At 44.6% G+C, this 23,009-nt stretch carries 24 protein-coding genes; 10 read left to right on the forward strand and 14 right to left on the reverse strand.

Translation table 11 applies throughout. The features are described from left to right. Nucleotides 1–2: 2 nt before the first annotated feature. From cydX to MARME_RS13230, 4 genes are all read right to left on the reverse strand, one after another. Nucleotides 3–110: a cytochrome bd-I oxidase subunit CydX gene (gene cydX / locus MARME_RS13215; protein WP_013661761.1), complete on the reverse strand. Its 108-nt coding sequence runs from the start codon at nt 108–110 to the stop codon at nt 3–5. Nucleotides 111–273: 163 nt separating this feature from the next. After that, nucleotides 274–1,410, reverse strand: coding sequence for a cytochrome d ubiquinol oxidase subunit II (gene cydB, locus MARME_RS13220; RefSeq protein WP_013661762.1), 1,137 nt, complete (start codon nt 1,408–1,410; stop codon nt 274–276). Nucleotides 1,411–1,414: 4 nt separating this feature from the next. Further along, the gene (locus MARME_RS13225) at nt 1,415–2,992 is read right to left on the reverse strand and encodes a cytochrome ubiquinol oxidase subunit I (RefSeq protein WP_013661763.1); all 1,578 of its coding nucleotides are present in this window, start codon (nt 2,990–2,992) and stop codon (nt 1,415–1,417) included. Between the two features lie 350 nt (nt 2,993–3,342). Continuing rightward, nucleotides 3,343–4,785, reverse strand: a complete 1,443-nt coding sequence (locus tag MARME_RS13230) for a sensor domain-containing diguanylate cyclase (RefSeq protein ID WP_013661764.1) — start codon at nt 4,783–4,785, stop codon at nt 3,343–3,345. Nucleotides 4,786–5,154: 369 nt separating this feature from the next. Between MARME_RS13230 and MARME_RS13235 the strand changes: the two genes are divergently transcribed. Beyond that, complete coding sequence (locus tag MARME_RS13235) at nt 5,155–5,658, forward strand: GNAT family N-acetyltransferase (protein ID WP_223295048.1); 504 nt, start codon at nt 5,155–5,157, stop codon at nt 5,656–5,658. An 84-nt stretch (nt 5,659–5,742) separates the two neighbouring features. On the opposite strand, the gene MARME_RS13240 is transcribed toward MARME_RS13235, so the two are convergent. From MARME_RS13240 to MARME_RS13275, 8 genes are all read right to left on the reverse strand, one after another. Next, nucleotides 5,743–6,201 (reverse strand): NfeD family protein, encoded by a 459-nt coding sequence (locus MARME_RS13240; protein ID WP_013661766.1) that lies wholly within the window; start codon nt 6,199–6,201, stop codon nt 5,743–5,745. Beyond that, nucleotides 6,201–7,148, reverse strand: a complete 948-nt coding sequence (locus MARME_RS13245; protein WP_013661767.1) for an SPFH domain-containing protein — start codon at nt 7,146–7,148, stop codon at nt 6,201–6,203. Before MARME_RS13245 ends, MARME_RS13240 begins: the two co-directional genes overlap by 1 nt. 89 nt (nt 7,149–7,237) lie before the next feature. Continuing rightward, nucleotides 7,238–8,071 carry a TauD/TfdA dioxygenase family protein gene (locus MARME_RS13250; RefSeq protein WP_013661768.1) on the reverse strand — a complete coding sequence of 278 codons (834 nt, stop codon included), beginning with the start codon at nt 8,069–8,071 and terminating at the stop codon, nt 7,238–7,240. 163 nt (nt 8,072–8,234) lie between these two features. After that, complete coding sequence (locus tag MARME_RS13255) at nt 8,235–8,936, reverse strand: aspartate/glutamate racemase family protein (RefSeq protein ID WP_013661769.1); 702 nt, start codon at nt 8,934–8,936, stop codon at nt 8,235–8,237. A 47-nt stretch (nt 8,937–8,983) separates the two neighbouring features. Beyond that, entirely contained in the window at nt 8,984–9,793 is an 810-nt protein-coding gene (locus MARME_RS13260; protein ID WP_013661770.1) for an ABC transporter permease, read from the reverse strand. Between the two features lies 1 nt (nt 9,794). Continuing rightward, nucleotides 9,795–10,649: an ABC transporter permease gene (locus MARME_RS13265; RefSeq protein WP_013661771.1), complete on the reverse strand. Its 855-nt coding sequence runs from the start codon at nt 10,647–10,649 to the stop codon at nt 9,795–9,797. 53 nt (nt 10,650–10,702) lie between these two features. Further along, complete coding sequence (locus tag MARME_RS13270; RefSeq protein WP_013661772.1) at nt 10,703–12,037, reverse strand: ABC transporter substrate-binding protein; 1,335 nt, start codon at nt 12,035–12,037, stop codon at nt 10,703–10,705. A gap of 22 nt (nt 12,038–12,059) precedes the next feature. Further along, entirely contained in the window at nt 12,060–13,073 is a 1,014-nt protein-coding gene (locus tag MARME_RS13275; RefSeq protein ID WP_013661773.1) for an ABC transporter ATP-binding protein, read from the reverse strand. A 260-nt stretch (nt 13,074–13,333) separates the two neighbouring features. Between MARME_RS13275 and MARME_RS13280 the strand changes: the two genes are divergently transcribed. Then, the gene (locus MARME_RS13280) at nt 13,334–14,023 is read left to right on the forward strand and encodes a GntR family transcriptional regulator (protein WP_013661774.1); all 690 of its coding nucleotides are present in this window, start codon (nt 13,334–13,336) and stop codon (nt 14,021–14,023) included. A gap of 113 nt (nt 14,024–14,136) precedes the next feature. Next, nucleotides 14,137–14,835: a VOC family protein gene (locus tag MARME_RS13285; RefSeq protein WP_013661775.1), complete on the forward strand. Its 699-nt coding sequence runs from the start codon at nt 14,137–14,139 to the stop codon at nt 14,833–14,835. A gap of 59 nt (nt 14,836–14,894) precedes the next feature. Here the strand turns inward: MARME_RS13285 and MARME_RS21530 are convergent, their stop codons facing one another. Continuing rightward, nucleotides 14,895–16,994 (reverse strand): RICIN domain-containing protein, encoded by a 2,100-nt coding sequence (locus MARME_RS21530; RefSeq protein WP_013661776.1) that lies wholly within the window; start codon nt 16,992–16,994, stop codon nt 14,895–14,897. A gap of 450 nt (nt 16,995–17,444) precedes the next feature. Between MARME_RS21530 and MARME_RS13295 the strand changes: the two genes are divergently transcribed. The 3 genes from MARME_RS13295 to MARME_RS13305 are packed head-to-tail and all read left to right on the forward strand — an operon-like array spanning nt 17,445 to nt 20,302. After that, nucleotides 17,445–18,338 (forward strand): N-acetylmuramidase family protein, encoded by an 894-nt coding sequence (locus MARME_RS13295; protein WP_041647933.1) that lies wholly within the window; start codon nt 17,445–17,447, stop codon nt 18,336–18,338. Further along, on the forward strand, nt 18,316–19,263 hold the full coding sequence (locus MARME_RS13300) for a lamin tail domain-containing protein (RefSeq protein ID WP_013661778.1): 948 nt from the start codon (nt 18,316–18,318) through the stop codon (nt 19,261–19,263). The genes MARME_RS13295 and MARME_RS13300 overlap by 23 nt, the downstream gene beginning before the upstream one ends. A 49-nt stretch (nt 19,264–19,312) precedes the next feature. After that, nucleotides 19,313–20,302, forward strand: coding sequence for a hypothetical protein (locus MARME_RS13305; protein WP_013661779.1), 990 nt, complete (start codon nt 19,313–19,315; stop codon nt 20,300–20,302). Nucleotides 20,303–20,361: 59 nt separating this feature from the next. On the opposite strand, the gene MARME_RS13310 is transcribed toward MARME_RS13305, so the two are convergent. After that, nucleotides 20,362–20,619: a hypothetical protein gene (locus MARME_RS13310; protein ID WP_013661780.1), complete on the reverse strand. Its 258-nt coding sequence runs from the start codon at nt 20,617–20,619 to the stop codon at nt 20,362–20,364. A gap of 171 nt (nt 20,620–20,790) precedes the next feature. Between MARME_RS13310 and MARME_RS13315 the strand changes: the two genes are divergently transcribed. The 4 genes from MARME_RS13315 to MARME_RS13330 all read left to right on the forward strand — a co-directional run bounded on the left by MARME_RS13315 (nt 20,791) and on the right by MARME_RS13330 (nt 22,936). Next, a complete protein-coding gene (locus MARME_RS13315; RefSeq protein WP_013661781.1) occupies nt 20,791–21,243 on the forward strand; it encodes a hypothetical protein in 453 nt (150 codons plus the stop codon). 10 nt (nt 21,244–21,253) lie between these two features. Then, nucleotides 21,254–21,553, forward strand: a complete 300-nt coding sequence (locus tag MARME_RS13320; protein WP_013661782.1) for a hypothetical protein — start codon at nt 21,254–21,256, stop codon at nt 21,551–21,553. A gap of 36 nt (nt 21,554–21,589) precedes the next feature. Further along, nucleotides 21,590–22,273 (forward strand): hypothetical protein, encoded by a 684-nt coding sequence (locus MARME_RS13325; RefSeq protein ID WP_013661783.1) that lies wholly within the window; start codon nt 21,590–21,592, stop codon nt 22,271–22,273. 69 nt (nt 22,274–22,342) lie between these two features. After that, nucleotides 22,343–22,936: a hypothetical protein gene (locus MARME_RS13330; RefSeq protein ID WP_013661784.1), complete on the forward strand. Its 594-nt coding sequence runs from the start codon at nt 22,343–22,345 to the stop codon at nt 22,934–22,936. The last annotated feature ends 73 nt before the right edge of the window (nt 22,937–23,009 follow it).

Consider the following 23,009-nt stretch of genomic DNA (forward strand, 5'->3'; position numbering starts at 1 on the left):
GCTTAGTCCTGTGGCTCGCCTTCGTAGCCTTTGAAATCAAGCCATACCGCATTAATGATGCCGAATGAACAAGCCAATAATACCCCTAGAACCCATGCAAAATACCACATAATCTATCTCTCTTAATTTGGGTGATAGAGTAGAGAACATTGCTCTCCACTCCCTATCGTCACGTAACAACGTTGCCGACACATTTACTATAGTCCTGTGCCGCTTATTGACCTCCAAACTGATGAGTCTTAGCCAGTTTGAAGGTCCGTATAATCAACGCACTCAGTACAAAGAATGGTTGTTTTTAGCGATGTGCTCTTTTGTTAAGCGACCAAACATAACGATGTAACTCCACAGTGTGTATGCCAAGACAATCGGTACGAAGATACAAGCCACAACAAACATAATCATCATGGTTGTTTCACTTGATGTCGCATCCCACATTGTCAAACTCATACTTGGGAAGCTAGAAGAAGGCATTAAGAACGGGAACATAGAGCCACCCGCCGTCACGATAATGCCAGCGATGCCCAGAGAAGAGAATAAGAATGCACTTCCGCCCTTCCCTGCTTTTGCAGACACTGCCGCGATCAACATACCAGCGATCCCTAGAATAGGAGCCAACATTAAAGCAGGCACTTTTTCATAGTTAGCAAGCCACGCGCCTTCTTGTACTTCCGCTGTTTTCATTAACGGCGTCATCGCTGCATTGCCGTCAACAGCACTGGTCAAGACGTAACCATCAATTCCCATCGCTAACCAGACACCGGCAAGAACAAACAACAGAGCGGCCAATACACCAGAGATCAAGGTTCCGAACGCGACGCGATTGTGTAAGCTGCCTTCGGTTTTCATCAGCAACCATGCACCACCTTGCGTCATGATCATAAGTAAGCTAACTAAGCCACATAAAATCGCGAACGGATTTAATAAACCAAAGAATGACCCTGTGTACGTCACGTGCATAAACTTATCAAACTCAAACGGTACACCTTGTAAAAGGTTTCCGAACGCGACACCAAAGATGATTGGTGGTACAGCAGAGCCGAAGCCGATTCCCCAGTCCCATGCACTACGCCATGTTTTGTCTTCCAGTTTAGAACGATAGTCAAAACCGATAGGACGGAAGAACAAAGCCGCCAATGTCAAAATCATCGCGAAGTAGAAGCCTGAGAAAGACGTCGCATAGACCATAGGCCATGCCGCAAATAGTGCGCCACCAGCGGTGATTAACCATACTTGGTTTCCATCCCAGTGCGGCGCAATTGAGTTGATCATGATACGGCGTTCGCTGTCTTCCTTGGTCAAGATATTCAACCAAGAGCCAACCCCCATATCAAAGCCGTCGGTAACGGCGAAACCGATTAGCAAGACACCCACCAGCACCCACCAAATGACTTTTAGAATTTCGTAATCCATCTTCTTATACCCCTTGTGCTTTTAGTTGCTCAGTCTCTTTTTCAAGCGCATAGCGACCAGTATGCAAGCTGGATGGCCCCTGCTTCGCAAAGCGAATCATTAGGTACATTTCAGCGATTAAGAAGACGGTATACAGCAAGGTCATAAGCCCCATAGATAACCAAATCTCACCGGCAGTTAGATTGGAAGCGGCGACATTGACCGGTAATACCTCACCAATAGCCCAAGGCTGACGACCATATTCCGCGACAAACCAACCTGTCTCACAGGCGATCCAAGGCATAGGCAAGGTGAACAAACACACTTTTAAGAAGAAAGAGTTAGTACCAATCTTGCGGCGCGCATTTTGGTAGAAAGCAATGGCAAAGACGAGCAACATAAAGAAGCCACACGCAACCATGATACGGAAAGAGAAGAACAAAGGCGCGACATGTGGAATAGAGTAATCCACGGCCATATCGATCTGCTCAGAGGTCACGTTGTTCATATCTTCTGAAAAGGCAGTCACCAACAGACCGTAACCAAGATCGTCTTTTACCTTATCAAAGTTTTCTTTCACTAGCGGATCTTGAGAACCATCACGTAGCTCTTCAAGCAACTGGTTGGCGTAAATACCATTGATAATACGCTGGCGATTGTGCTCTTTAAGCTCTTTGATCCCCATGACTTCTTCATCAAGAGAGCGAGTTGCGATCAACCCCATTAAGCCAGGTATACGCAGCGCAAACTCCGTTTCTTCCAGTTCTTGATTAGGAAAGCCGATCACAGTAAAAGGCGCTGGCGCTTCGTGGGTTTCCCACTCGGCTTCGACTGCTGCCAATTTTACTCGTTGAACTTCGCCTAACTCATAGCCAGATTCGTCACCCAAGATGATAACGCTTAGGCACGCAGCTAAACCGAAAGCAGAGGCAATGGCAAAAGAACGGCGTGCAAAGGCAAGATCACGATTTTTAAGTAGGTAGTAGCTAGAAATAGCTAATACGAATACCGCACCGGTTACATAACCCGCTGACACAGTGTGTACAAATTTCACCTGAGCCACTGGGTTGAATAACAAAGCACCGAAATCGACCAATTCCATTCGCATGGTTTCATAGTTGAACTCAGAACCGACCGGGTTTTGCATCCAGCCGTTCGCGATCAAAATCCAAAGCGCGGATAAATTAGAGCCTAACGCAACACCCCAAGTGACTAGTAAGTGTTTTACTTTGCTAAGTCTATCCCAACCGAAGAAGAACAAACCGACTAGCGTCGATTCTAAGAAAAACGCCATTAGGCCTTCGATTGCCAAAGGAGCACCAAAGATGTCTCCTACGTAGTGTGAGTAGTACGACCAGTTTGTTCCGAATTGAAATTCCATCGTCAAACCGGTTGTTACACCCAGTGCGAAGTTAATACCAAACAACTTGCCCCAAAATTTAACCATGTCTTTATAAACTTGCTTGCCTGTAATGACATATACAGACTCCATAATCGCAAGAAGAAAAGACATGCCCAAGGTCAGAGGTACAAACAAAAAGTGGTACATGGCCGTTAGAGCGAACTGTAACCTTGACAGATCTACGACTGCTTCGTTAATCATGATCTCAACCCATGTTATACGTAAATGAAAGGCGTTTTTTATCAGGCATTTAGTGAAACCAAATATTGGTTTGCTGTATGCTCTTGTTGTTCAACCGCCACACTATTAAGCCTCGTCCATCGAGACCTAATATAAGTACGCATTATGGGTAAGGGTGCAGAAAAGAGTATTGCGTTAGATCAAGAAACTCGGCCTAGACTAGGCTCAGCAACCAAGATGATCGACATTTTATGATCTAGATCATGTTTTTGGCAGGCATTCAAAATTGAAAAAAAACTGCCAAAAGAAAAAGTGAAAGAAAGAATAAAAACACGAATAAAAGGAAGTAAAAGCGAGACGCTCAAAAGTCATTAACCACTTCTGAACGTATTGCGCCCTTCTTTTTTGGCTTGATACAGTCGCGCATCCGCACGGGCAATCGCCTGAGGTAAAGATTCATCGGTGTTAAGCTGAGTCAGACCTGCACTTATTGTGATGGATACCGTACTCTCACCCACGTCAAACTTCGTGTCTTCGATACGATTCAATAGCGTCTTAATCAATGACGTCGCTTTGCTTTTATCGGTATTGGACAGAATGAATAGAAATTCTTCTCCGCCCCAACGACAAATAATATCCTCTTTGTGCAGCAGGTTTTTCATGATCCTAGCCACCCCAGATATCACTTTGTCACCCGCTTGATGCCCAAAGTTATCGTTCACCTTTTTGAAGTGATCAATATCGATCAACACCAAAGAAAGCGCTTCTTGCTTTTTATTCGAGGAACCAATCGCTTTCTGAAACAATACATCTAATGTTTGGCGGTTGACCGCTCCGGTTAAATGATCGTAGCGTGCCATTCGCTCTAATTTATTGCTGTACCCTCGAGTGACCCAGTGTACGAAGGCCAAAATACATAGACTCACGACACCAGACAGCACCAAATTAATGATTAGGGCTCTTTCGACCTCTTCGGTGTCACCGTCTTCAACTTGTTCTACGATCAAATACCAATTAAATTCAGGAATATAACGACTGTTCAAAAATACAGTCTTGCCTTGCGGAGCATTAAACGAAACGGAACTCGAATCAGCGGTAACCATTGACGAAAATGCTTGCTCAAACGACGCTTTATTCGTCTCTCGAAAAGAAAGGTCATGTTGGTGCGCGCCATTAAACATCACCTCGCCAGAGCGGTCGATAAAATACACATTGCGACCATAGCGCGCGTCGAAGTATTCAATCAGAGAATCAACCAAGTTCATGGACAGGCCAACACCGATCACCCCTAAAAAAACACCCGAATTATCTATAACTCGATAGTTTACAAATACCGTTATACGTTCTGCGTCGGCCGTATCGCTGTCAATATTTATAACATTGGGAAGAGAGGAAGATTTTGCTTCGAAGTACCAAGCGTCGTGAACGTCACTCTCAGACACGGTTTTCAGTACCCCCGAGCTGTGGTAATACTTTCGCGTTTGTTCTGAGACAAAAAATGCTGTGATTGTGTCGTATTTCGTTTGAATGTTTTTGAGGTAGTTCACCATCTGATCGGGTGTTTTTTCCCCCTCTAAATACCAATCATGAACAAACGAATCATGGGCCATTAACGATGAGATTAAGGTAGGTTGCAGCAAGTCTCGCTGAATTTCAGAGTAGATATTATCACTTGAAAGAGGAAGGATCTGTTCACTTACATGTTCGTAAACAGATTGTTTTGCAAAAAAGTAACTGGTCAGACTGGTTGCGATGCAACCCAACAGCACAATAATTCCAATTGCCAAGACGTTTAAGCGTTTACTTACTATCATAGATGAGCACAATAATTGAATCGAAACCTAATTAAGAATAACTTGGGAAGAACCGATTCTTTGGCTACTTAAACATCCTATATACCGAGCTACAAAAACCACTTCAACGAACATATACCCGCAAATTGTAAGGAAATCGACCGAAAAAACAAGAAATAAGCATAGAAAACAAATTTAGAAAGAAAGCTGGGATTACAGATTAACGGTAAAACAGCGTAAGGAAGGTGTGAACGCGTGGATGGCACAGTAACAACAAGCACTCAACGTACTGCGCTCCACTTGCAACACTTTCCATGCATCATTATGCTTGCAAGGTAACCTTTTCAACACTCCCGTTCTATGGAACGTCATGACCAAGGTTCTAACGTGATGGACATACAATTTTCAGATTCAATGTCGAAAGAAGAGTTCGAGCACTTATTCCGTTGGCGGGAGCAAGTCTTCCCCGCAGAAGGAAAAAACATCGATTGGTCGCAGCCGGATTGGCACTTATACAGTAGAGAGGTTGGTCAATTGGCGGCAGCACATTTGGGTTATGGCCGCTACCAATTAACCTTAGATGAACGCAGCATTGATGTGGTTGGTGTCGGCGATGTGGTCGTTAGACCCGAGCATCAAGGAAAAGGCTTACCTTCAAAACTGTTCAAGCACCTCCATCATTGTGAGCATGCAAACACGCTCGCGGAGGTCTTTACCCTTTTCTGCCCTCATCGATTAGAAAGCTACTACCAACAGCATGGCTATCGGAAGTTTCAGGGGACTGTTTCCTTCTTGCAAAAGGGCGTCGCAACAAGCAGCGACGACTTTATTTTGATGTATCGCGGCACGCCTCTAACAGGAAAGGCGATTACCATCAAAGGTGAGCCATGGTAATCGCCACTAAAGAGACGAAACAATAGGAAGACCGCTCTTTTTGCGGCTATTACCTAAATGCTTATTGCCTAGCCCAATTTTCCTCTATTGGCTTGCCGCCATAACGTACATTACCCCAACCTGAGCTTCCGTTACTTCGACTTTTGTTCCCGCTGAAAGCTCGCTTTCAGAGACGATTTTCCAAGTGATCCCTGAATACTGATAACTTCCTGGAGACGTCGGTCCGATGTCAGCTTCCAAAATAAAAACGTGCCTAACAAAGTCACTCTTTACCGGAGTATGATCGACTTTACCTTGCATTTTTTTAAACGGACGCCACAGAGCCGCACTTAATATTACGCTGAGTATCGCAATGGTGAGAACCGATGCGGTCCACGTTTCTGGAACGATATCAACGTACACCAACAGTGACGTGATGATCATGGCGACGCCGACGAAAAAAAGAACAAACGTACTGAAGCCAAGGACCAATATTTCGATCACTAACAGTGCTATCCCCATAATGGCGAGGCTTTGAACTAGATATTCGTTAAGTAAATCCATTAGTTTTTCGCGTTCAATTTATTAATAATGCTGGTGGCTTGAGTGACAAGAGACGCTGCGTCTGTTGCGTTGTCAGGTATAATAACCATAGACGATTCTTTCGCGATGGACTTCTTAGCGTCAATGGCTTTCGAGGCAAGATCCAGTTGGATGGCTTTTTGGCCTTCATCCGTATTCGCTGCTTCACCGACTTTATGCAATGCCTCAGCTTGCGCATTCGCAACGGCGATAATAGCTTGCGCCTCACCTTCCGCTCTAAGAACTTGCTCAGACTTCTCACCTTCAGCAGCTAATACAACGGCTTGTTTTTCACCTTCTGCACGGTTGATAGCGGCTTGTCGATCGCCTTCCGATTCAAGGATTTGCGCTCGTTTCACACGCTCGGCTTTCATCTGAGCTTCCATTGCTTCCATCACAGATTGCGGTGGAATAATGTCTTTGATCTCATAACGTAAAACTTGGATTCCCCACGGACTAGAGGCTTCGTTTATTGCAGAGACAATGTTTGTATTTAACTGATCACGCTCTTCAAACGTTTTATCCAACTCCATTTTACCTAACTCCGAACGCATGGTTGTCTGTGCCAATTGCGTGACGGCAAAGACGTATCGCTCGACGCCATACGTTGCTTTATAAGGATCAAGAACTCGAAAATAAAGCACTCCATCCACCGTAAGGGAGATATTGTCGCGCGTTATCGCGCTCTGAGAAGGGACATCAACGGCTTGTTCTTTTAAGGATCGATTAGCGGCAATCTTATCAATAAAAGGCACAATGAAATTTAGCCCAGCTTCTTTAGTCGACTGATACTTCCCAAAACGCTCAACCAAGAAAGCTCTGTTTTGCGGCACAAACTTAATGGACAGTTTGAGAAAAACCACCACCAAGATAAATAAGAAAACCGGTATGGTCGCGACATAGTCAAAAATAAAATCTAGCTCTTCCATTTCTTTACATCCTATAGAGTTGAATTTAGCCGATTGTTAAAAGTGCGATAGTACGCCTATCTTCATGTATATCAAGAGTAGCAATTCTCTTAATCCGAATTATTCTCGGCCCCTTTCACCGTTACTCGATGCAACTTACGTGGCGTATCACCATAGTCTGTAACAGCAAAGTGCTGTGTGACACGATTATCCCAAATAGCGACTGACCCAGCTTTCCAAGAAAACCGAACCTGAAACACGTCCTGCCGGGCGATCTCAAACAATTCTTGTAGGCATGCCTCGCTGTCCAGTGGTGTCATGCCGTCGATATAGCGCGTAAATTGTTCATTAATAAACAGCGTTTCTTCTTGGGTTTCAGGGTGAACGTACATTAAAGGATGAAAGACAGGCGGATACTGAGCGCTCTTTTCATCGACGATGCTTTCGCCCTGTTCGTTTGTTTGATCGTAACGGCTATTTTTAAATGCGTGCAATTGATGACATGCTTCAAGCCCCTTCAAAGTTTGGCGACGAGACTCTGGCAAACTTTGCCAAACGGCGGCCATCGAGCACCACAAGGTATCTCCCCCACGTTCAGGCACATATTGCGCGTGCAAAATAGAGCACTTTGGAGGGAATCTCTGAAAAGTCATGTCCGTATGCCAAAAGCTTTCACCTGGAGGATTACCTCGACTGGTTTCGATGACAACAATTTGAGGATGTGATTCAACATGCGGAAAAAATGGATGAGGAGGTTCTAATTCGCCAAAGCGTTGACCTAATGCAAAATGCTGATCAGGGGTTAATTCTTGGTCGCGAAAGAACAGAACCTTATACTCTAGAAACGCGGAATAAAGCCGACTAAATTCATGCTCAGACAGGTCGTTAAGCTGCAACTCAGAGATTTCGGCGCCAATATGCCGACTCAATGGCGTAATTTTCATAAATGTTTTCAACGCTAGATCAAACGGTTATAGGTGTGATCATAACGGAAAAACAAATAACTGAAAAACAAAGCTCCTCCTAAAACCAAATACACGGCCGAGCTAGCACTTTGTATGAGATAGCACTTTGTACGAGATTTGATTTTTCAGGCTTTTATTGATTTTAGGCTTTGGTTTCCGGCCACGCATAACCCGCTACCTTACTTGTTGCGAGTTTTAGCGAGATAAAGCCATCGGCAAAGGTAATAGCAATACGCACTCCATCCAAAACCGGCACACCGATATCACTCTGTAAGCGCTCCACCCAGTGACTCATTCCACCGCAGCCAAGTACGAGTGCGTCTCCTCGGTTCGCTTGCAATACGTTACTCGCAGCGCTTCTTACAACATCGTAACTTTCCTCATTGCTTTCAAGAGACAAGACAGGCAAGCCCGATGCATAAACACCGCCACAGCGATTCACTAATCCATAGTGACTCAGATTGCGTTCCAGAATCGAAACGGATCGCTCTAACGTTGTCATCACAACAAAGCTCTGACTAACAAAGCTTGCCGCATGCATCGCTGCCTCTCCGATCCCAATGACAGGGGATGCCGTAATCTCACGCGCGGCATCCAATCCAGTGTCGTCAAAACACGCAATCACATAAGCTTTCGGCGGTACGTCGGAGTTTTCAAGTTGTCGAATTTTTTCAAGCAAGTGATACGCTGCTTCAACACCGTCGCTGTGCCCTTCTATGCTGACGGGGCTAGCCAAGCACTCATACCATCGTGTCTCATTATGCAGCGATAAATTCAAACAGGACGCCTGCATTTGTTGAGTCATGGAGTGTGATGCATTCGGGTTTATAATCGCAATCGTCATCGGTTCATCCTTATCATATTAGGCACTCATTGCCCCGCTCAATATTGTCACCTGGTTCGCGCCTTCCTTAACTGCTTAACCAACACTAATGTGAGCAAAATGACGCAAAGCGACACCAAGGTCGTGACGGTACCCAAGGCGTACAGTACAGGTGAGGTTACATTCGTTGTCATGGCAAACAGCTCTAGAGGCAGAGTATTCAAAGAGCCCGATGTCATTAAGGTGCGAGCAAATTCGTCGTAACTTAACGTGAACCCAAATAAGCCAATGCCCGTTAAACTAGGCGCTAACAAAGGCAAAAGAATAAAACGAAAAGTTTGTAACGTCGTTGCCCCTAAGTCGGCCGACGCCATTTCATAGCTTGGGTTAAACCGATTAAATACTGCAAACATAATGAGCAGACCGAACGGCAACGTCCACGTCAAGTGAGAGCCAAAACCCGAGCTAAACCAATTGGGCGTGAAGCCAAAGCGGTCAAACATCAAACCAATACCTAGACTGACAAGAATCGATGGCAGTATCAGGCTCGTCAGTGTGAGGTAAAACACGGTACTGCTTCCAACGAAACGCTTTCGAAAAGCAAGACCTGCAAGCAATGAGAACGTAACCGTGCAAACCATGACCATCAACCCCAACGCAAACGATCTCAATAACGCACTGGAAAAGTCTCCTACTGCCTGACGTTCAAAAAGCTGCCCAAACCAATGTAAGGAGACACCTCTCATGGGGAAAGTTAATCCACCGCTTTCACCTTGAAAGGATAAGATTGCGATCGTTATGTTCGGGCCGTATAGAAAAACCGTAAAAAGAACAAAAAATAATCCGAGAAAATAGAAGCTCGCTGGTCTTTTATCCACGCTATAACTCCTTACGTACATCAACGAGTCGAAATAGAATCATCAGCATCATTAGCACGGTAATCAAAAGTATAATGGCGCCTGCGGCCGCAGCAGGGTATTGAAGTAACGAAATTTCATTATAAATTAAGGTCGCCACATTCGCTTTTATGCCACCCCCCATTATTTTGACCGTGATAAAGTCGCCCATTACCAGCGTAAAAACAAAGATACTCCCGACCATAATTCCAGATTTTGACAGCGGCACAATAATGTCTTTTAAGATTTGCCAAGGCGCCGCACCGGCATCCACGGCCGCTTCGACAAGGTTGCGGTCTATGCGCATCATGCTGTTGAAAATAGGAACAACCATAAACATGGTGTACAAATGGACGTAGGCCAAAATAATCGCGAAGTCGCTGTAGAGCAACCAATCCAGAGGTTGTTCAATCACACCACTGGTTTGTAAGGCCGAGTTCACTAGTCCATTTCGCCCCAACAAAGGAATCCATGAAATCATGCGAATGATGTTGGAAGTAAAAAAGGGCACCGTGCAAAGCAGGAACAATATTGTCTGCATTCTCTGACTACGCACATGAAACGCCAGAAAGTAGGCAACAGTGAAGCCAATCAGAAACGTAAAAAACCAAGTGAGAAACGCATACTTAAATGTCTGAATATAAGCCTTTAACGTCACCTTTGAGGTGAGCAAGAACTCATAATTTTCCAGAATGAAATCCGGTATTAAGGAGTACTCATTATAATCCCAAAAGCTCACCACTAAAATGACGCAAATAGGAAACACTAAAAACCCCAGCAATGTGAGCGTCAGTGGTAATGCTTGCCAGTAACTGTGTATTTGTCTCGGCGATATCATGGTCGATTTACATACCTTATAAAAATGAGGACATCCCTATCCTCTTTCCCCTTTTAAGAAACTATAAATTCGTTCCACTTCCTAACCATGTATTTGTTTTGATCCATGACGGAGTTCCAACAAGCAACAGCCCCCATGCGTTCCCAATACGAACCGCCATCACGCACCGCGCCTGCCTTTTCCATCACGTTGCCATCAGGACTCAAAATAGTGCCTTGCGCAGGTTTACCTTCGATCCAAAAACCCCATTCATCTGGTGTCATATAATCTTTCGATGTTGACGGCGCTGCACTGTAGTAACCTTGTCGATTCAGGTACGCTCCAACCCAACCAGACAAATACCAGTCAATGTATTCATAGGCCGCTTCGAGCTCCAAACCAGATAGATGCGATGCCAACCCTAAACCACCACCCCAAGCACGATAACCTTCTTTTAACGGCTGATAGGTACACTGAATACCACGGCTTCGTACCGCTGCGACCGCAGGCGACCACATACTTTGAATCACCACTTCGCCAGACGCCATTAAGTTGACGGACTCGTCAAAGGATTTCCAAAAGGCGCGAAACTGCCCTTGGCGCTTCGCCGCGATCAGAATCTCGATGGTCTTATCAATTTCTTCGCGCGTCATATTGCCCTTATCGGCGTATGTAATTTCGCCCATCGCCTCACAGATCATCGCCGCATCCATGATGCCAATGGACGGAATATTCAGTATCGATGTTTTACCTTTGAACGCGGGGTCCATTATGTCTGCCCACGTCGTGATTGGACGGCCGACCAAATCAGGGCGAATTCCCAATGTATCGGCATTGTAGATTGTCGGTATTAACGTCATCCAATTGGTTTGCTCAGTCGCAAAGCGTTTAGAGTCTTTCGATTCAACAAAACCAACCGTATGAGGCGCGGTGCCTTGAGCAATAACAGAATCTGACGTTAGCTTGCCGTTAATAAACAAGGGGGAGATTTTACTGAAGTTCTTTAACTTACTGGTGTCCAGCGGCTGCATAACACCAGAAGGGAACACTTTTTTACAGATCCAGTATTCGATGTCGGCAATATCGTAGGATTTAGGTTGGGTCACGGCTCGCTGCGTCACGCTGTCGGAATCAAGCGAGGTGAGCTGCAGATTAAAGCCCAGATCTTCTTTACACTTATCGGCAATGGCATTTAGGTTAGATACGCCTGTACCAAACTGACGAAGCGTCACGTTCTTTATATTTTGCGCCCAAATCATTGGAAAGCCGGAAATCGCACCCGCAGCGACGCCTGCTTTTGCCGCGCCTTTTAGTAACGAGCGGCGACTCACAGATGGAGACTTAAGATCCGTCTCGACAGAAGAAGCGTTGTCCTGATTTGGTTGATCAATGACCGTTTTGTCTTTCATTTTTTGTCTCCATTGAGGTTAGCTAACAACGAAACGTATTGATCCGCTCTTCGGACCAATACAGGGGAATAGATTTACCGCTGGATATCAAACGCGCGTCGAATGTGTCTTCAGACAGGTAGCAAGTTATGCTTTGGCCGTCTTCAAGTACGCATTCAACGAGATAAAATTGGGCTTGAAACTCCGCATCGATGACGTCGGCTTTGACGGTGATGTCGTTTTCAGAGCGTGGTTGCGTCGAGATATGATCTGCCCTTACCGAAAACAAAGAGCCTGACCCCTTACTTAAAAATGCAAGGGAACCAGACGCTTTAAGCACATTGTGGCCACCAATAAAATTGGCGACAAAGGGTGTATTTGGGGATTCAAAAATAGCCCGTGGCGATCCCACTTGCTCTATTTTTCCTCCTGACATGACAATCGCTTGATCTGCTAAGGCAAATGCCTCTTCTTGCGAATGAGTAACATGAATAAAAGTGAGGCCTAATTTTTGCTGAAGCTGCTTTAACTCTTTGCGCATCTGTATTCTAAGAAACGGGTCCAAAGCAGACAGAGGCTCATCTAAGAGCACAACATCGGGCTTACAAATAAGCGCCCTCGCTAACGCGATTCGTTGTTGCTGACCGCCAGAAAGTTGATCCGGAAATTTATTCGCATGCTCTACCATGTTCACTAGGCCGAGCATTTCATTGGCTTGCTCGTATCGATCCGCCTTACTGACGCCGCTTATTTTCAATCCATATGAGACATTGTCTAGGCAGTTCATATGAGGAAACAACGCGTAGTCTTGAAACATCATGGCGGTGCCACGTTGTCGTGGCGTCAACCGTGTCACATTGCGATCATTTAATAAAATATCGCCATCCGTCACCGTTTCGTGGCCTGCGATCATCCTTAATGTCGTGCTTTTACCGCAACCACTTGGCCCAAGCAGACAGCAGTAACTCCCCTTTTCGACCTTGACATTAATCGCGTCAACGACCGGATTTTGATCATAAACCTTCGTTGTCTGTACTAACTCTATCGAACCCGACATAGCTCAGAATCCCAAATAGTTATCCATAAATTGTTAGCAATCTTTTCTATATTGTTTGCAAGTGCGATGCCATTCTTACCAAAACCTTGAATACAGAGGCTTATATTGGATTTGAATACATGAACAAATAATGGGAAAAACATCTTAAATTAGTGCATTTTTCACCATTTATGATCAATTAGAGTGCAATCTCAGTATTTTGATGTGAAATAAAGCTGTGCTAGGCTTAATCTAAATATTGCTAACAATCTAATATCTCTATGTCTATTAAGAAAGAAACTGAAATCCAAAGAGTCGTTCGAGCGATAAGCAACGCGGTCGCCGAGCAACGCCTCCCGCCGGGAACACGATTGGTAGAAGCAGAGTTAGTCACGCGCTTAAAAGCCAACCGAAATCACGTTCGTTCAGCCCTAAAACGCTTAGAGTTAGAACGCATCGTTACGATCGTGCCAAACAAAGGCGCCAGCATTTCGCAACCGTCTGTGGAAGAAGCCAGAGAAGTGTTTACCGCACGATCCATTGTCGAACGTGGGATCATTGAAATACTGAGCGAAAAATGCCGTCAAATGGACATTGCCATTCTAAAAAAGCAACTCAATACTGAGCTTGCTGCCATTCAGCAAAATAAACGTGAGCAGATCATCAAAGAATCGGGTGAATTTCACCTTCTTTTAGCACGGCTCGCGGGCAACTCCGTCCTTGCAGACATGCTGCAAAACCTCATTACACGAAGCTCGCTCATAATTTCTCTATATCAAATTGAAGCGGGAGAATTATGTGGCTGTGATGACCATAAAAACATTGTACAAACACTCGAAAACAGCGATATAAACGCCGCCATTCTCTATATGAAACAACATTTAGCTGATATTGAAAGTCACTTAAAACTGGATTTTTGGGAGAACAAAAAAGTCGATATGGAGAACGTATTCAGAGAAAGCGAACCATAAAGCCTGACTTCCCTAATATTTACAAAGTTACACGCTGGCGGTTAGCCGATTTCGTCCTTATGATGTTTTGAATACGTTTCATATCAAAAACGCATAATGTAGGGACAGTAAACGTGGAGATTGATCATGTATTCATCGCGACCCCATCTCGCGAAGAAGCCAACGCCTTTTTCAACTTAGGGTTTAATGAAACTCAAGGACGCCGCCATGCAGGCCAAGGCACAAAAAATCGAATCGTTCGATTCAACAATGTGTTTCTCGAATTTTTATATCTCGTAGACAAACATGAAGCAACCAGCTCCACAACTTCAAGAACTCAGCTTTATCAACGATTGACTCCATCGAGACACCCGACGGTTTCTCCATTTGGCGTGTGCTTTAGACCGTCTATTAACAGCTTTTCATTTACGATGGAATATTGGGATTACAAACCCAGCTATTTACCAAATGGCGTTTCGATTCCAGTCAGTACTCAGGGTTTAGAAGAACCCATGTGGTTTTTCTTGAGCTTTGGCAAAGCACCGAGTAACACACTAAACAACGACGATTCGCTTATCCACAAGAACGGCGCAGAACACGTAACGAACGTCCAGCTTCACTGTGCTCATTTTTCAGACGAAACAAAAAGAACGCTTAGTGACATTGATCAGCTAACACTCCTAGAAACGCAAAGGATAGAAGATCAGATAGAAGAAAGTCACTCACCGAATGTACCGCCAAACATCCACCTTTTAGAACTTGAACTGGATAATGGGCGACAAGGAAAAACCTATGATCTACGCCCAAATCTTCCATTAATTGTCTCCGTTTAAAACACTATAAATAAAAAGCAGGGCTAAATGCCCTGCTTTTTTGCTCCTACGATTTATTATTAATTCGATTCAAATGAACCTAAATCGGGTGCTGAACCATTGTAATTCAGCCCAACATCAGTACCAGCGTCAATTAAGTCACTTCCACTTTTCAGGTGGAAAAAGTCAATCACTGGAAGTGAGCCATCTTCTTGACGATCTTGTAGTAGCTCATCGATATCCAAGCTCTGGAAGTCAGATGAGGACACTGAGGCAACTTGCCAACTGTTCTTGGAGACGCTCATTGAATCTGCGTTCAGCTGATCTGAATTGGACCCATTATAAGAAATAGAGTTTTTAATCGTCAGTTTCTTAAATTCACGAGATCCGCTATCACCCAATCCAAAGTTACGGCTATTCTTGTAGGACACAGCATTGTAAATGGTCACAGAACCTCGGTTACTGTTCTGGTCGTAACCATCTGCCGTGTTGCCCGCAGCAATGGTATTAATATAGATGCCATTGTGAGCAAGGTCTTTATTATCGCTGCCACCGGTTTTAAATCCATTGCCGTCACCCACGCCTAGCGAGCCGTTTTCTTGATAACCGTTGCGAATCATCCACGTATACTCATGAGTCGTCAGAATAGTCGAACCATTGTCACGCAGATAACCATCAAATCCATCGTCTAAATTCTGCCAAGCACGGCAACCGTAGAAGTAGTTCCCTGTACCAACCGTTAGTTTCGCAGCAAAGCCATCGGCATTCTCTAAACTCGAGTCTGCGTTGTAATACGAATCCGAGTTTTTAACGAAGTTGTACGCTGCGCCATTACCTAGCTGCAATCCCGTATCTGAGTTACGATAGAAAGACATAAACTCAATGGTGTTGTGAGATCCTGACACGAACATGCCATTGTCCCCTGCATTTTTTATATCAAATCCATAGATATGCCAATAACTGCCTGACAACTCAAAACCGCGATTATTACTACTTTCAGATTGAGAAGAGAAATTGAAAACAGGACGATCATCACCCGGGTATACACTCAGAACAATCGGCTTAGAGGCGTTTCCACTCTCCGTTAACTCGATTGTCGACGACGTACTGTATGTTCCCTCCCGGATGTAAATAACGTCTCCCCCACTGGCTGAAGAAATCGCACTTTCAAGTGCACTCACACTTGAAACCACCGTCGCGCCCGATACTTTAGCGGTAATGAACGAAGGAAAACCGTTTACCATTGGATCACGGTTAGCGCCCGCCTTGGAAGCCGCGGCTGCTGTTGGTGCCGCAGCAGAGCTTGAAATATCGGCAGTGGAAGTCGATCCTCCGCTGGAAGACGCACTAGGCGTCGCACTGAAGACATTTGAGTCTGATGAAGTACCGTCGCTGTTTTTGAATTTAATCCAAAAATAGTACGTTGTTCCATTGTTCAACCCCGTCGCAGTATAACTGTGCGTGGATGAAGACACCTTACCCACACGCACTCGTCCCGATGGCTCTCCGTCCGTGTCCTGCATAATTTGATAGGTAGAACCTGTGCCAGAATCCGTCCAACTTAACGTGACCGAACCGTCTCCGGCACTGCCGGATAGTGAAACGCTGGCACCACCATCACAGTCTGCATTAACAGGTTCAAGCCACCACCGCTGTGAACTCACTCCGGCGTCTTCGTTTTGATAGACGTTCGCACCTTCGTCAGCCCCTGCAACGGTCATCGCCAAGGAAGAATTTAGATTTACAATTTGATATGCACCAGAGTATGAACCTGAAGCATCCTGTTGCAGAGACCACTCTTGGCTAGCGCTTTCAGAATAGGGTTTTTGAAGTAAGTTGCCCCCGTTCGCTTTAGAGCCGCCATCGACAGTAACAGCATAACCAGTATCTGTCGCTTTGATTGCCCAGCCGCCGGAATCAGAACTTTGGTTTAAATAAAAACGCTGCGAGGCTAAGCCGGTATTCGCTTCAATCTGAACATTTGCTTTCTTTGTTCCATCTTCAGCAGCCAACAGTTTATCAGCGCCGACATTGACGATTTTATAAATTTCACCATCCTTTGGTGCGTCCGTACAGTAATCCGCAGCAACAACAGAGGAAGACAGCAATGCGCCACTTCCCATAAAAATTGCTCCAGATAACACCTTCCAATGATTGTTTCTAAAGTACTTTGCGTTCATAGCAATTCCTTAATACTAAAATAATAGGTCGAACTGCTCACTTAGCGAGCGCTGACAAACCTAACAGAACAGCATTCATTCAAAAAGAAAGATCACCCAATTTAAAAACTAAAATCACACAAATCTAGCTAATTTTTTACACATTACACAAACGAATTAAAACATTGTTTTGAATTTATATTGAATTACACTAATTTAGTAACCATTTAACTGAAAAGTAACGTTTATAAATATCAGAAAAGCGCCCCGATAAATTACAAAAAGATACATTTAGTTTTATCTCTTATGCCACCGTTTCACACTGAAAATGACGTTAAAAACGGAGTCTCACATCCGAAATTAAATACTCATGTCCTAAATAAGACAGATAAACGACGCTTTCTCCCCGATATTACTGCTCTAGTTTTGATTACAGTTAGCTTCACCAACTTATCAACTAAAGGTGAAAAAATGTCTGATCTCACACTCTCAGCGTCCGTCGGTATTAATGGTCACAACGATTCTGATGACGTCATTGAGGTGCAAAAATCCCTCAATGCCATCAGCAAAAAAATCGACTTAGAAGACACTTTGGCTGAAGATGGCCTTATCAACGAAAACACGGAGGAGTCCCCGACTTGCATCGCTATTTGCGCCATGCAAAGCGCTATTTTGGGGTTCAAAAACCCCGATGGTGTTATCGATCCGAATGGCAAAAGTCATAAAGCCTTGATCAAGGCAGTCAACAAGTTAGCATCGCCTGTCTCAAACTTATTTCTCCCAAAAATCACGCCAGAGGCTGGCTTAAAAGAAGAAGACTTCGAATTTGCTGCAACGATGTTGTCATGCGATGTCGCTGCCATAAAAGCGGTGTCGGAAGTAGAGTCATCTGGCAGTGGTTATTTCGAATGTGGCATGCCGTGCATACTGTTTGAAGCACACATATTCTCTAAATACAGCCAACACCAATATGACGAATCACACCCTGACATTTCATCAAAGTCGTGGAACAGGTCGTTATACCTTGGCGGCGAAAAAGAGTACAAACGCTTACAGAAAGCCATGTCTTTGGACCGAGAAGCTGCATTAATGTCTGCCTCGTACGGTCGCTATCAGATCATGGGGTTCAATCACGAAACCGCAGGGTACGACGATGTTGAACCTTTTGTTTGCGACATGTTTCTCGCAGAAAAACATCACCTAATTGCGTTCGTCAATTTCATTAAATCCAACCACCATCTGCTCGAATCCATCCAGAGCTTAGACTGGACGACGTTTGCACGTCATTACAATGGACCGAGCTACGCTGAAAACCACTACGACGAGAAACTGCAGGCAGCTTATGAAAAACACGGAGCACAATAAGACAACACACTCTCATTCATGGAGTAAAGTGACGGAGTCCATAGCGTCCGCCTTCAACGCATTTTGTAAATTTGCCTTTGTCGTTCCATACGACACCATTGATTTAGCCGGCACAGATACAAACGCTGATCTAAATAAAGGAGAAATAAAGATGTCATTAAACCGCAAGCAACTTCAGCATGAAATCGCCCAACTACTGGGCGCATTTTCGTCGAATACTGACCTAGAACGTAGCCAAATCGATGAATATTGGAGCAAGCTCAATAAGCTTCAAGCAACGTCTCAAGTGCAAATCGAAACGATAAAATACAAAGGGGTCATGAATCATCTTGATGAGTCTGTCACCCTGTTAAATCGTGGTGAGCTAAGCATTGACATATCGGGTTGGCGTATCAGTGCAGGACCTAAACAAGACTACATTTTCCCAAGCGATACTTACCTTCATCCCTTCAACTCGTTAATCGTTGACACACATGGTAGAGCTGGACACTCTTTTGGTTCCAATGTACCCATTTGGAACGACAGAGGAGACACCGCTCAACTCTTCGATAGCGCGGACAACCTTGTCTCCAGCCTTACATACGGCGACCATGCTCGCGACAAGGTGGAGATAACGCACATTCATTACGATGGGAAGGAATTTCGTCGTGAAGGAGATGAGTATGTGGAAATCACCAACCTTGCAGATTGCGATATCTTAATTGCTGGGTGGCACATCCAATCTATGAACAACAAGAAGACCTTTCTCTTTCCTGAAGGGTCAAAAATAGAAGCATTTGGCTCGGTACGCGTTTATACCCATAAGTCGCCACTTGAGTACAATGAGTTCAGCTTTGACAGCCCAACCGCCATTTGGAGTAACAAGAAAGGCGAGTGCCGTTTGATTGACTATTTAGACCGCGATGTTAGCCACTATTCTTACTAACTAAGAAAACACAACAAGTAAGCCATTTGGTCCCTAGGCACATGACATAATGAGAAATACTGGAACCAACGATGCGTTAAAAACACCGTCTCAAGAACTGACTATCTTGGTCGAAGATGGGATTCGGTTGCTTCATTATGTTGTGCGTCATGGCGACCTCGTGATCAACCAACGCGTAGCAGAAGGTATTACTTCTGCTAACGCAAAGCTCAATACAAAGCATTGGACTCATGAAGATGAGGTGCGTTTACTGCATAGCTACGATGAACTTGCTCGTCTAGTCTACCCTGTTACCATTGAGAGCATAAAAGCGGTTGTTCCGAGCCACATTCATGGGAAAGTGGCATCACCCAGTGCCTTAAAAACCATCACTTGGTATCGCCGTTACACCGTCTTGACCTTACTGTGCTTACTCATAGCACAAATGTTCTACTTATTTGGTCATACACTAATAGACTCGTTGCTTTCTGTTCCAACGCCTTTAACTGGAACCTTACCCGCTGATATTCAAGCAAACTATCAGCTGCTCAAAAAATGGAATCACGTTTGGATGCTTGGTAATACACTTGAACTGCAACTCAATGATATAGCCGCCACACTCGGCGATGACGTCGCGAGTAATAGGAGCAGTATCGAGTTCTCGGCACACCTCATATCGGCTCAATCATTCCTACAAATGCTTCAGAACTACGTACTACCCTTAATTTATGGATTGCTTGGTGCCTTTATCTTCGTTCTAAGAAGCTTATTACAACAAGTCCGGAGCTTAACCTACAGTGCCAGTCGAGAAATTGGGTATCGACTCAGACTCACGCTTGGTTGCTTAGCCGGTATGATTACAGGCTGGTTTCTTAAACCCGAGATGGGGGAAATGGCTTTATCGCCAATGGCATTCGCCTTCCTTGCCGGGTACAGTATTGAAGTGCTTTTCACGCTTTTGGATAAGGTCATTGACAACACACGCAAACAAGCAAACCTTGCTCATCAGCAACCTTTAGCGCCGCCTTCAACGAACTCTAGAATCCCTCCTAATTCTTAGTTCAACTCATTAACTCAACGCTTTAGCCCAACGTTTAGCACAAGACTGTATTAGAAAGGTCAATCTGACTCCTTTGGCGAGCCACCATCATTGGCTTTCTCGGCGGCTTCTTCGATAAAGGTTTTTGCCATCTTAACGAGCATTTTATTATTTTCTTTCTCCAAGTCCTTTATCGTTCCCGTCCCTTGCAACACGCTTTGCACTTGCAGAAAGACTTTTAACAACTGCTCTAGTTGCTCCGGTGTTAACTTCAGCTCTTTCTCTTTTTTCTTAAACCCTTTGGATACCAGTTTCAGCGCTTTTTCTATATCACTCATTCTTGCTTCCCCTAACATCAGTATGAGATCGCTCTTTTTGACATCAACGCGTTACAACAACTAGGGGAAACCTCTGTTTAATCGAGTTTATCGTCGATTAACCTAAGTTTGTCGCACGCTATAAGTGCATAATCTAAATATTGCTCTCAACTGACTGAAGGAAAACACAAAATGGAAAAGCCGAACGTGCGCCGAAGACTTCCAACCCTTATCCAAGCCATCGTATTTGTTTTACTTTGCGGCCTCTATGGGTGCTCATTACAACTCGTATCGCCGTTTGACCCGACCACCGAATCCGAGATCCAACAGATTGAAAAAGACATAGACTACTTTTATTTGACCATGCGCTCTATACCTACTGATGAACGCCTTTTTGCTGCTTATTCAAATCAATATATTAAGATCGATGTCCAGATTCGAAGCCTTGCGCGTCGCCAGCTACTACGAGAAAAAAATCAAGAAACCATAAAACAAACTCAGATTTTAGAAGCGTTTTGGCAACAAGACATGAAAGACCATAAAAGCAAGAGCGTCCTTTCGGACTTCATCATAAAACGTCGATTAGACCAATATCATCGACTTCTAAACGCCTTATTACGAGGCGAACTGGCTAAGAAAAGCTAAGGAGAACACTATGAATTCACTATTAGAGCACGCGCTTTCGTCGCTAAATACTCAGTTAGAAGAAGCCAATATCCCCCCTCAGCTCGTAGACTCATTTCAACGGGAGCTTCAGCAGCGAGAAGCGTCGATGAATGAGTTAATCGCCGCTAGAGAATCTGGAGAGCTGTCGCTATCCGAGTTCGAAAATGAGTTAGAACGTGAGCGAAAAGTAATTGAAGCCGAAATGCTAAGCCAACAAATAGCAACGAAGTCGGTTATTCAAAATGCCGTTAATAAAGTCTTTCATACATTAACTGACCGTATTGTTTGAATAACGAGAGACCCGTTAAAAAGGAGATAAGCAACGATGGTATTACGCAGACGACGAAGAGTCATTGTCCGATACAAAGCAAGCGCAAAACGCAAACAAAAACATTCAGACAATCCGCCCGCCGCTCTATTGGAGACGAAAGAACCGGCTTCGGAGTCTGCCATCACCACAGATCAAAAACACAGCACATCAGAGCCGCCATTCAACGAAGCCAGTCAACTCGTTAATTTGGCAAACCTTGAGGAAGGAGAACCCGTCGCTCAATTTGATGCTAACGCTAACCCATATCAGAGCTTTTTGAATCAATTGCCCAGCGCGCTTACCAGTATGCCTAAAGAGTCCTTTTCTCATACGCCTCCTTCCAACACCGACCTAGATGAGACAGAGGCTGAGACAGAGACAGAAGCCAGCGAGCATCTCGATTCATCGACTGAGGAAAAAATGGACGACCAAGATTCGACCGCTGAAAAAGAGACCATCAACGCGACTGAGCCGCTTGATGACAAGCTAGACTATCAGACGATAGATGACGAAAACTGCAATACCTTTTCCAAGGCCAACAAAATACATGGCTCTAATGAGGCTAAAGGACTGTCCTTTACGTTGCCCGAGCCACATCAACCGCTGTCTGATCAACTACAGCCTGACCAACCTCAGCTCAATCAACCAAAACAGACCGAAAGTGTTAGTCAACGACCAGAGAAAAAATGGGGTTACTGATCATTTTCCCCGAGAAGACAACTAAGGTAACTTGATACCCTGAATAGACGCTATTCAGGGAGATTTTAAATGAATCAACAAACACTGCTCGCCAAAATCGCTGCACATTACGACTTTACCAAGGCAAATCAGCTCGCCTCTCAATCTCAAACCAAACCCTATATTAGAGCTTGGCTGAACCTAGATATCAGCCAGGTACTTCAGGGCATACTCAACGGGTCTGATGTGACCTATTCAGAGCCCTATCAACACCAAGGCGACTACATCAAGTTTTTACCTAAAACGAATCAAGTGGAAGCGTGTGAACGTAAATACGCTTCAAAAGCAGACCTTCAGATAACGAGCGATAAACAGACTAACTGGTTTGAGTTTCATGTTTTGCAAAAAAGCGATCTTGAGAACACACGAGACCGAAACAAGCTTTATGGCGATATTCGACGCGTGCGAACGCTTAGAAAGCACCTTGCACCACACGACACCACTCTACTGATTGGTATATGGGGAAGCTTTACCACGAAAGACCTTGATTACTTCAAACCACTCGATAACCAGACAGACTGCGCTTACGTATTGGATACGAGCCTGACTGGCAGTACACAAATTGCGAGAGTCAGTCATGTAAAAAGAGAGGGAAAACCGCGCTTCCTATTGATCGCATGTTAGTTCAAGCTTGAGTTTGAGAAAATATCTGGAAGGTTATTTTGGTAACGCTCCCACATTGATCGTAGGAGTGTCG

The sequence above is a fragment of the Marinomonas mediterranea MMB-1 genome (genome assembly GCF_000192865.1).
Taxonomy (GTDB): Bacteria; Pseudomonadota; Gammaproteobacteria; order Pseudomonadales; family Marinomonadaceae; genus Marinomonas; species Marinomonas mediterranea.

Excerpts from the sequence above, each read along its gene's own strand:
- MARME_RS13280 (WP_013661774.1), top strand. The coding sequence starts at position 13,334 with ATGTCTATTAAGAAAGAAACTGAAATCCAAAGAGTCGTTCGAGCGATA.
- MARME_RS13250 (WP_013661768.1), bottom strand. The coding sequence starts at position 8,071 with ATGAAAATTACGCCATTGAGTCGGCATATTGGCGCCGAAATCTCTGAG.
- MARME_RS13235 (WP_223295048.1), top strand. The coding sequence starts at position 5,155 with ATGGACATACAATTTTCAGATTCAATGTCGAAAGAAGAGTTCGAGCAC.
- MARME_RS13275 (WP_013661773.1), bottom strand. The coding sequence starts at position 13,073 with ATGTCGGGTTCGATAGAGTTAGTACAGACAACGAAGGTTTATGATCAA.
- MARME_RS21530 (WP_013661776.1), bottom strand. The coding sequence starts at position 16,994 with ATGAACGCAAAGTACTTTAGAAACAATCATTGGAAGGTGTTATCTGGA.
- MARME_RS13245 (WP_013661767.1), bottom strand. The coding sequence starts at position 7,148 with ATGGAAGAGCTAGATTTTATTTTTGACTATGTCGCGACCATACCGGTT.
- cydX (WP_013661761.1), bottom strand. The coding sequence starts at position 110 with ATGTGGTATTTTGCATGGGTTCTAGGGGTATTATTGGCTTGTTCATTC.
- MARME_RS13240 (WP_013661766.1), bottom strand. The coding sequence starts at position 6,201 with ATGGATTTACTTAACGAATATCTAGTTCAAAGCCTCGCCATTATGGGG.
- MARME_RS13320 (WP_013661782.1), top strand. The coding sequence starts at position 21,254 with ATGAATTCACTATTAGAGCACGCGCTTTCGTCGCTAAATACTCAGTTA.
- cydB (WP_013661762.1), bottom strand. The coding sequence starts at position 1,410 with ATGGATTACGAAATTCTAAAAGTCATTTGGTGGGTGCTGGTGGGTGTC.
- MARME_RS13270 (WP_013661772.1), bottom strand. The coding sequence starts at position 12,037 with ATGAAAGACAAAACGGTCATTGATCAACCAAATCAGGACAACGCTTCT.
- MARME_RS13230 (WP_013661764.1), bottom strand. The coding sequence starts at position 4,785 with ATGATAGTAAGTAAACGCTTAAACGTCTTGGCAATTGGAATTATTGTG.
- MARME_RS13265 (WP_013661771.1), bottom strand. The coding sequence starts at position 10,649 with ATGATATCGCCGAGACAAATACACAGTTACTGGCAAGCATTACCACTG.
- MARME_RS13330 (WP_013661784.1), top strand. The coding sequence starts at position 22,343 with ATGAATCAACAAACACTGCTCGCCAAAATCGCTGCACATTACGACTTT.
- MARME_RS13295 (WP_041647933.1), top strand. The coding sequence starts at position 17,445 with ATGTCTGATCTCACACTCTCAGCGTCCGTCGGTATTAATGGTCACAAC.
- MARME_RS13255 (WP_013661769.1), bottom strand. The coding sequence starts at position 8,936 with ATGACGATTGCGATTATAAACCCGAATGCATCACACTCCATGACTCAA.
- MARME_RS13300 (WP_013661778.1), top strand. The coding sequence starts at position 18,316 with ATGAAAAACACGGAGCACAATAAGACAACACACTCTCATTCATGGAGT.
- MARME_RS13305 (WP_013661779.1), top strand. The coding sequence starts at position 19,313 with ATGAGAAATACTGGAACCAACGATGCGTTAAAAACACCGTCTCAAGAA.
- MARME_RS13310 (WP_013661780.1), bottom strand. The coding sequence starts at position 20,619 with ATGAGTGATATAGAAAAAGCGCTGAAACTGGTATCCAAAGGGTTTAAG.
- MARME_RS13315 (WP_013661781.1), top strand. The coding sequence starts at position 20,791 with ATGGAAAAGCCGAACGTGCGCCGAAGACTTCCAACCCTTATCCAAGCC.
- MARME_RS13225 (WP_013661763.1), bottom strand. The coding sequence starts at position 2,992 with ATGATTAACGAAGCAGTCGTAGATCTGTCAAGGTTACAGTTCGCTCTA.
- MARME_RS13325 (WP_013661783.1), top strand. The coding sequence starts at position 21,590 with ATGGTATTACGCAGACGACGAAGAGTCATTGTCCGATACAAAGCAAGC.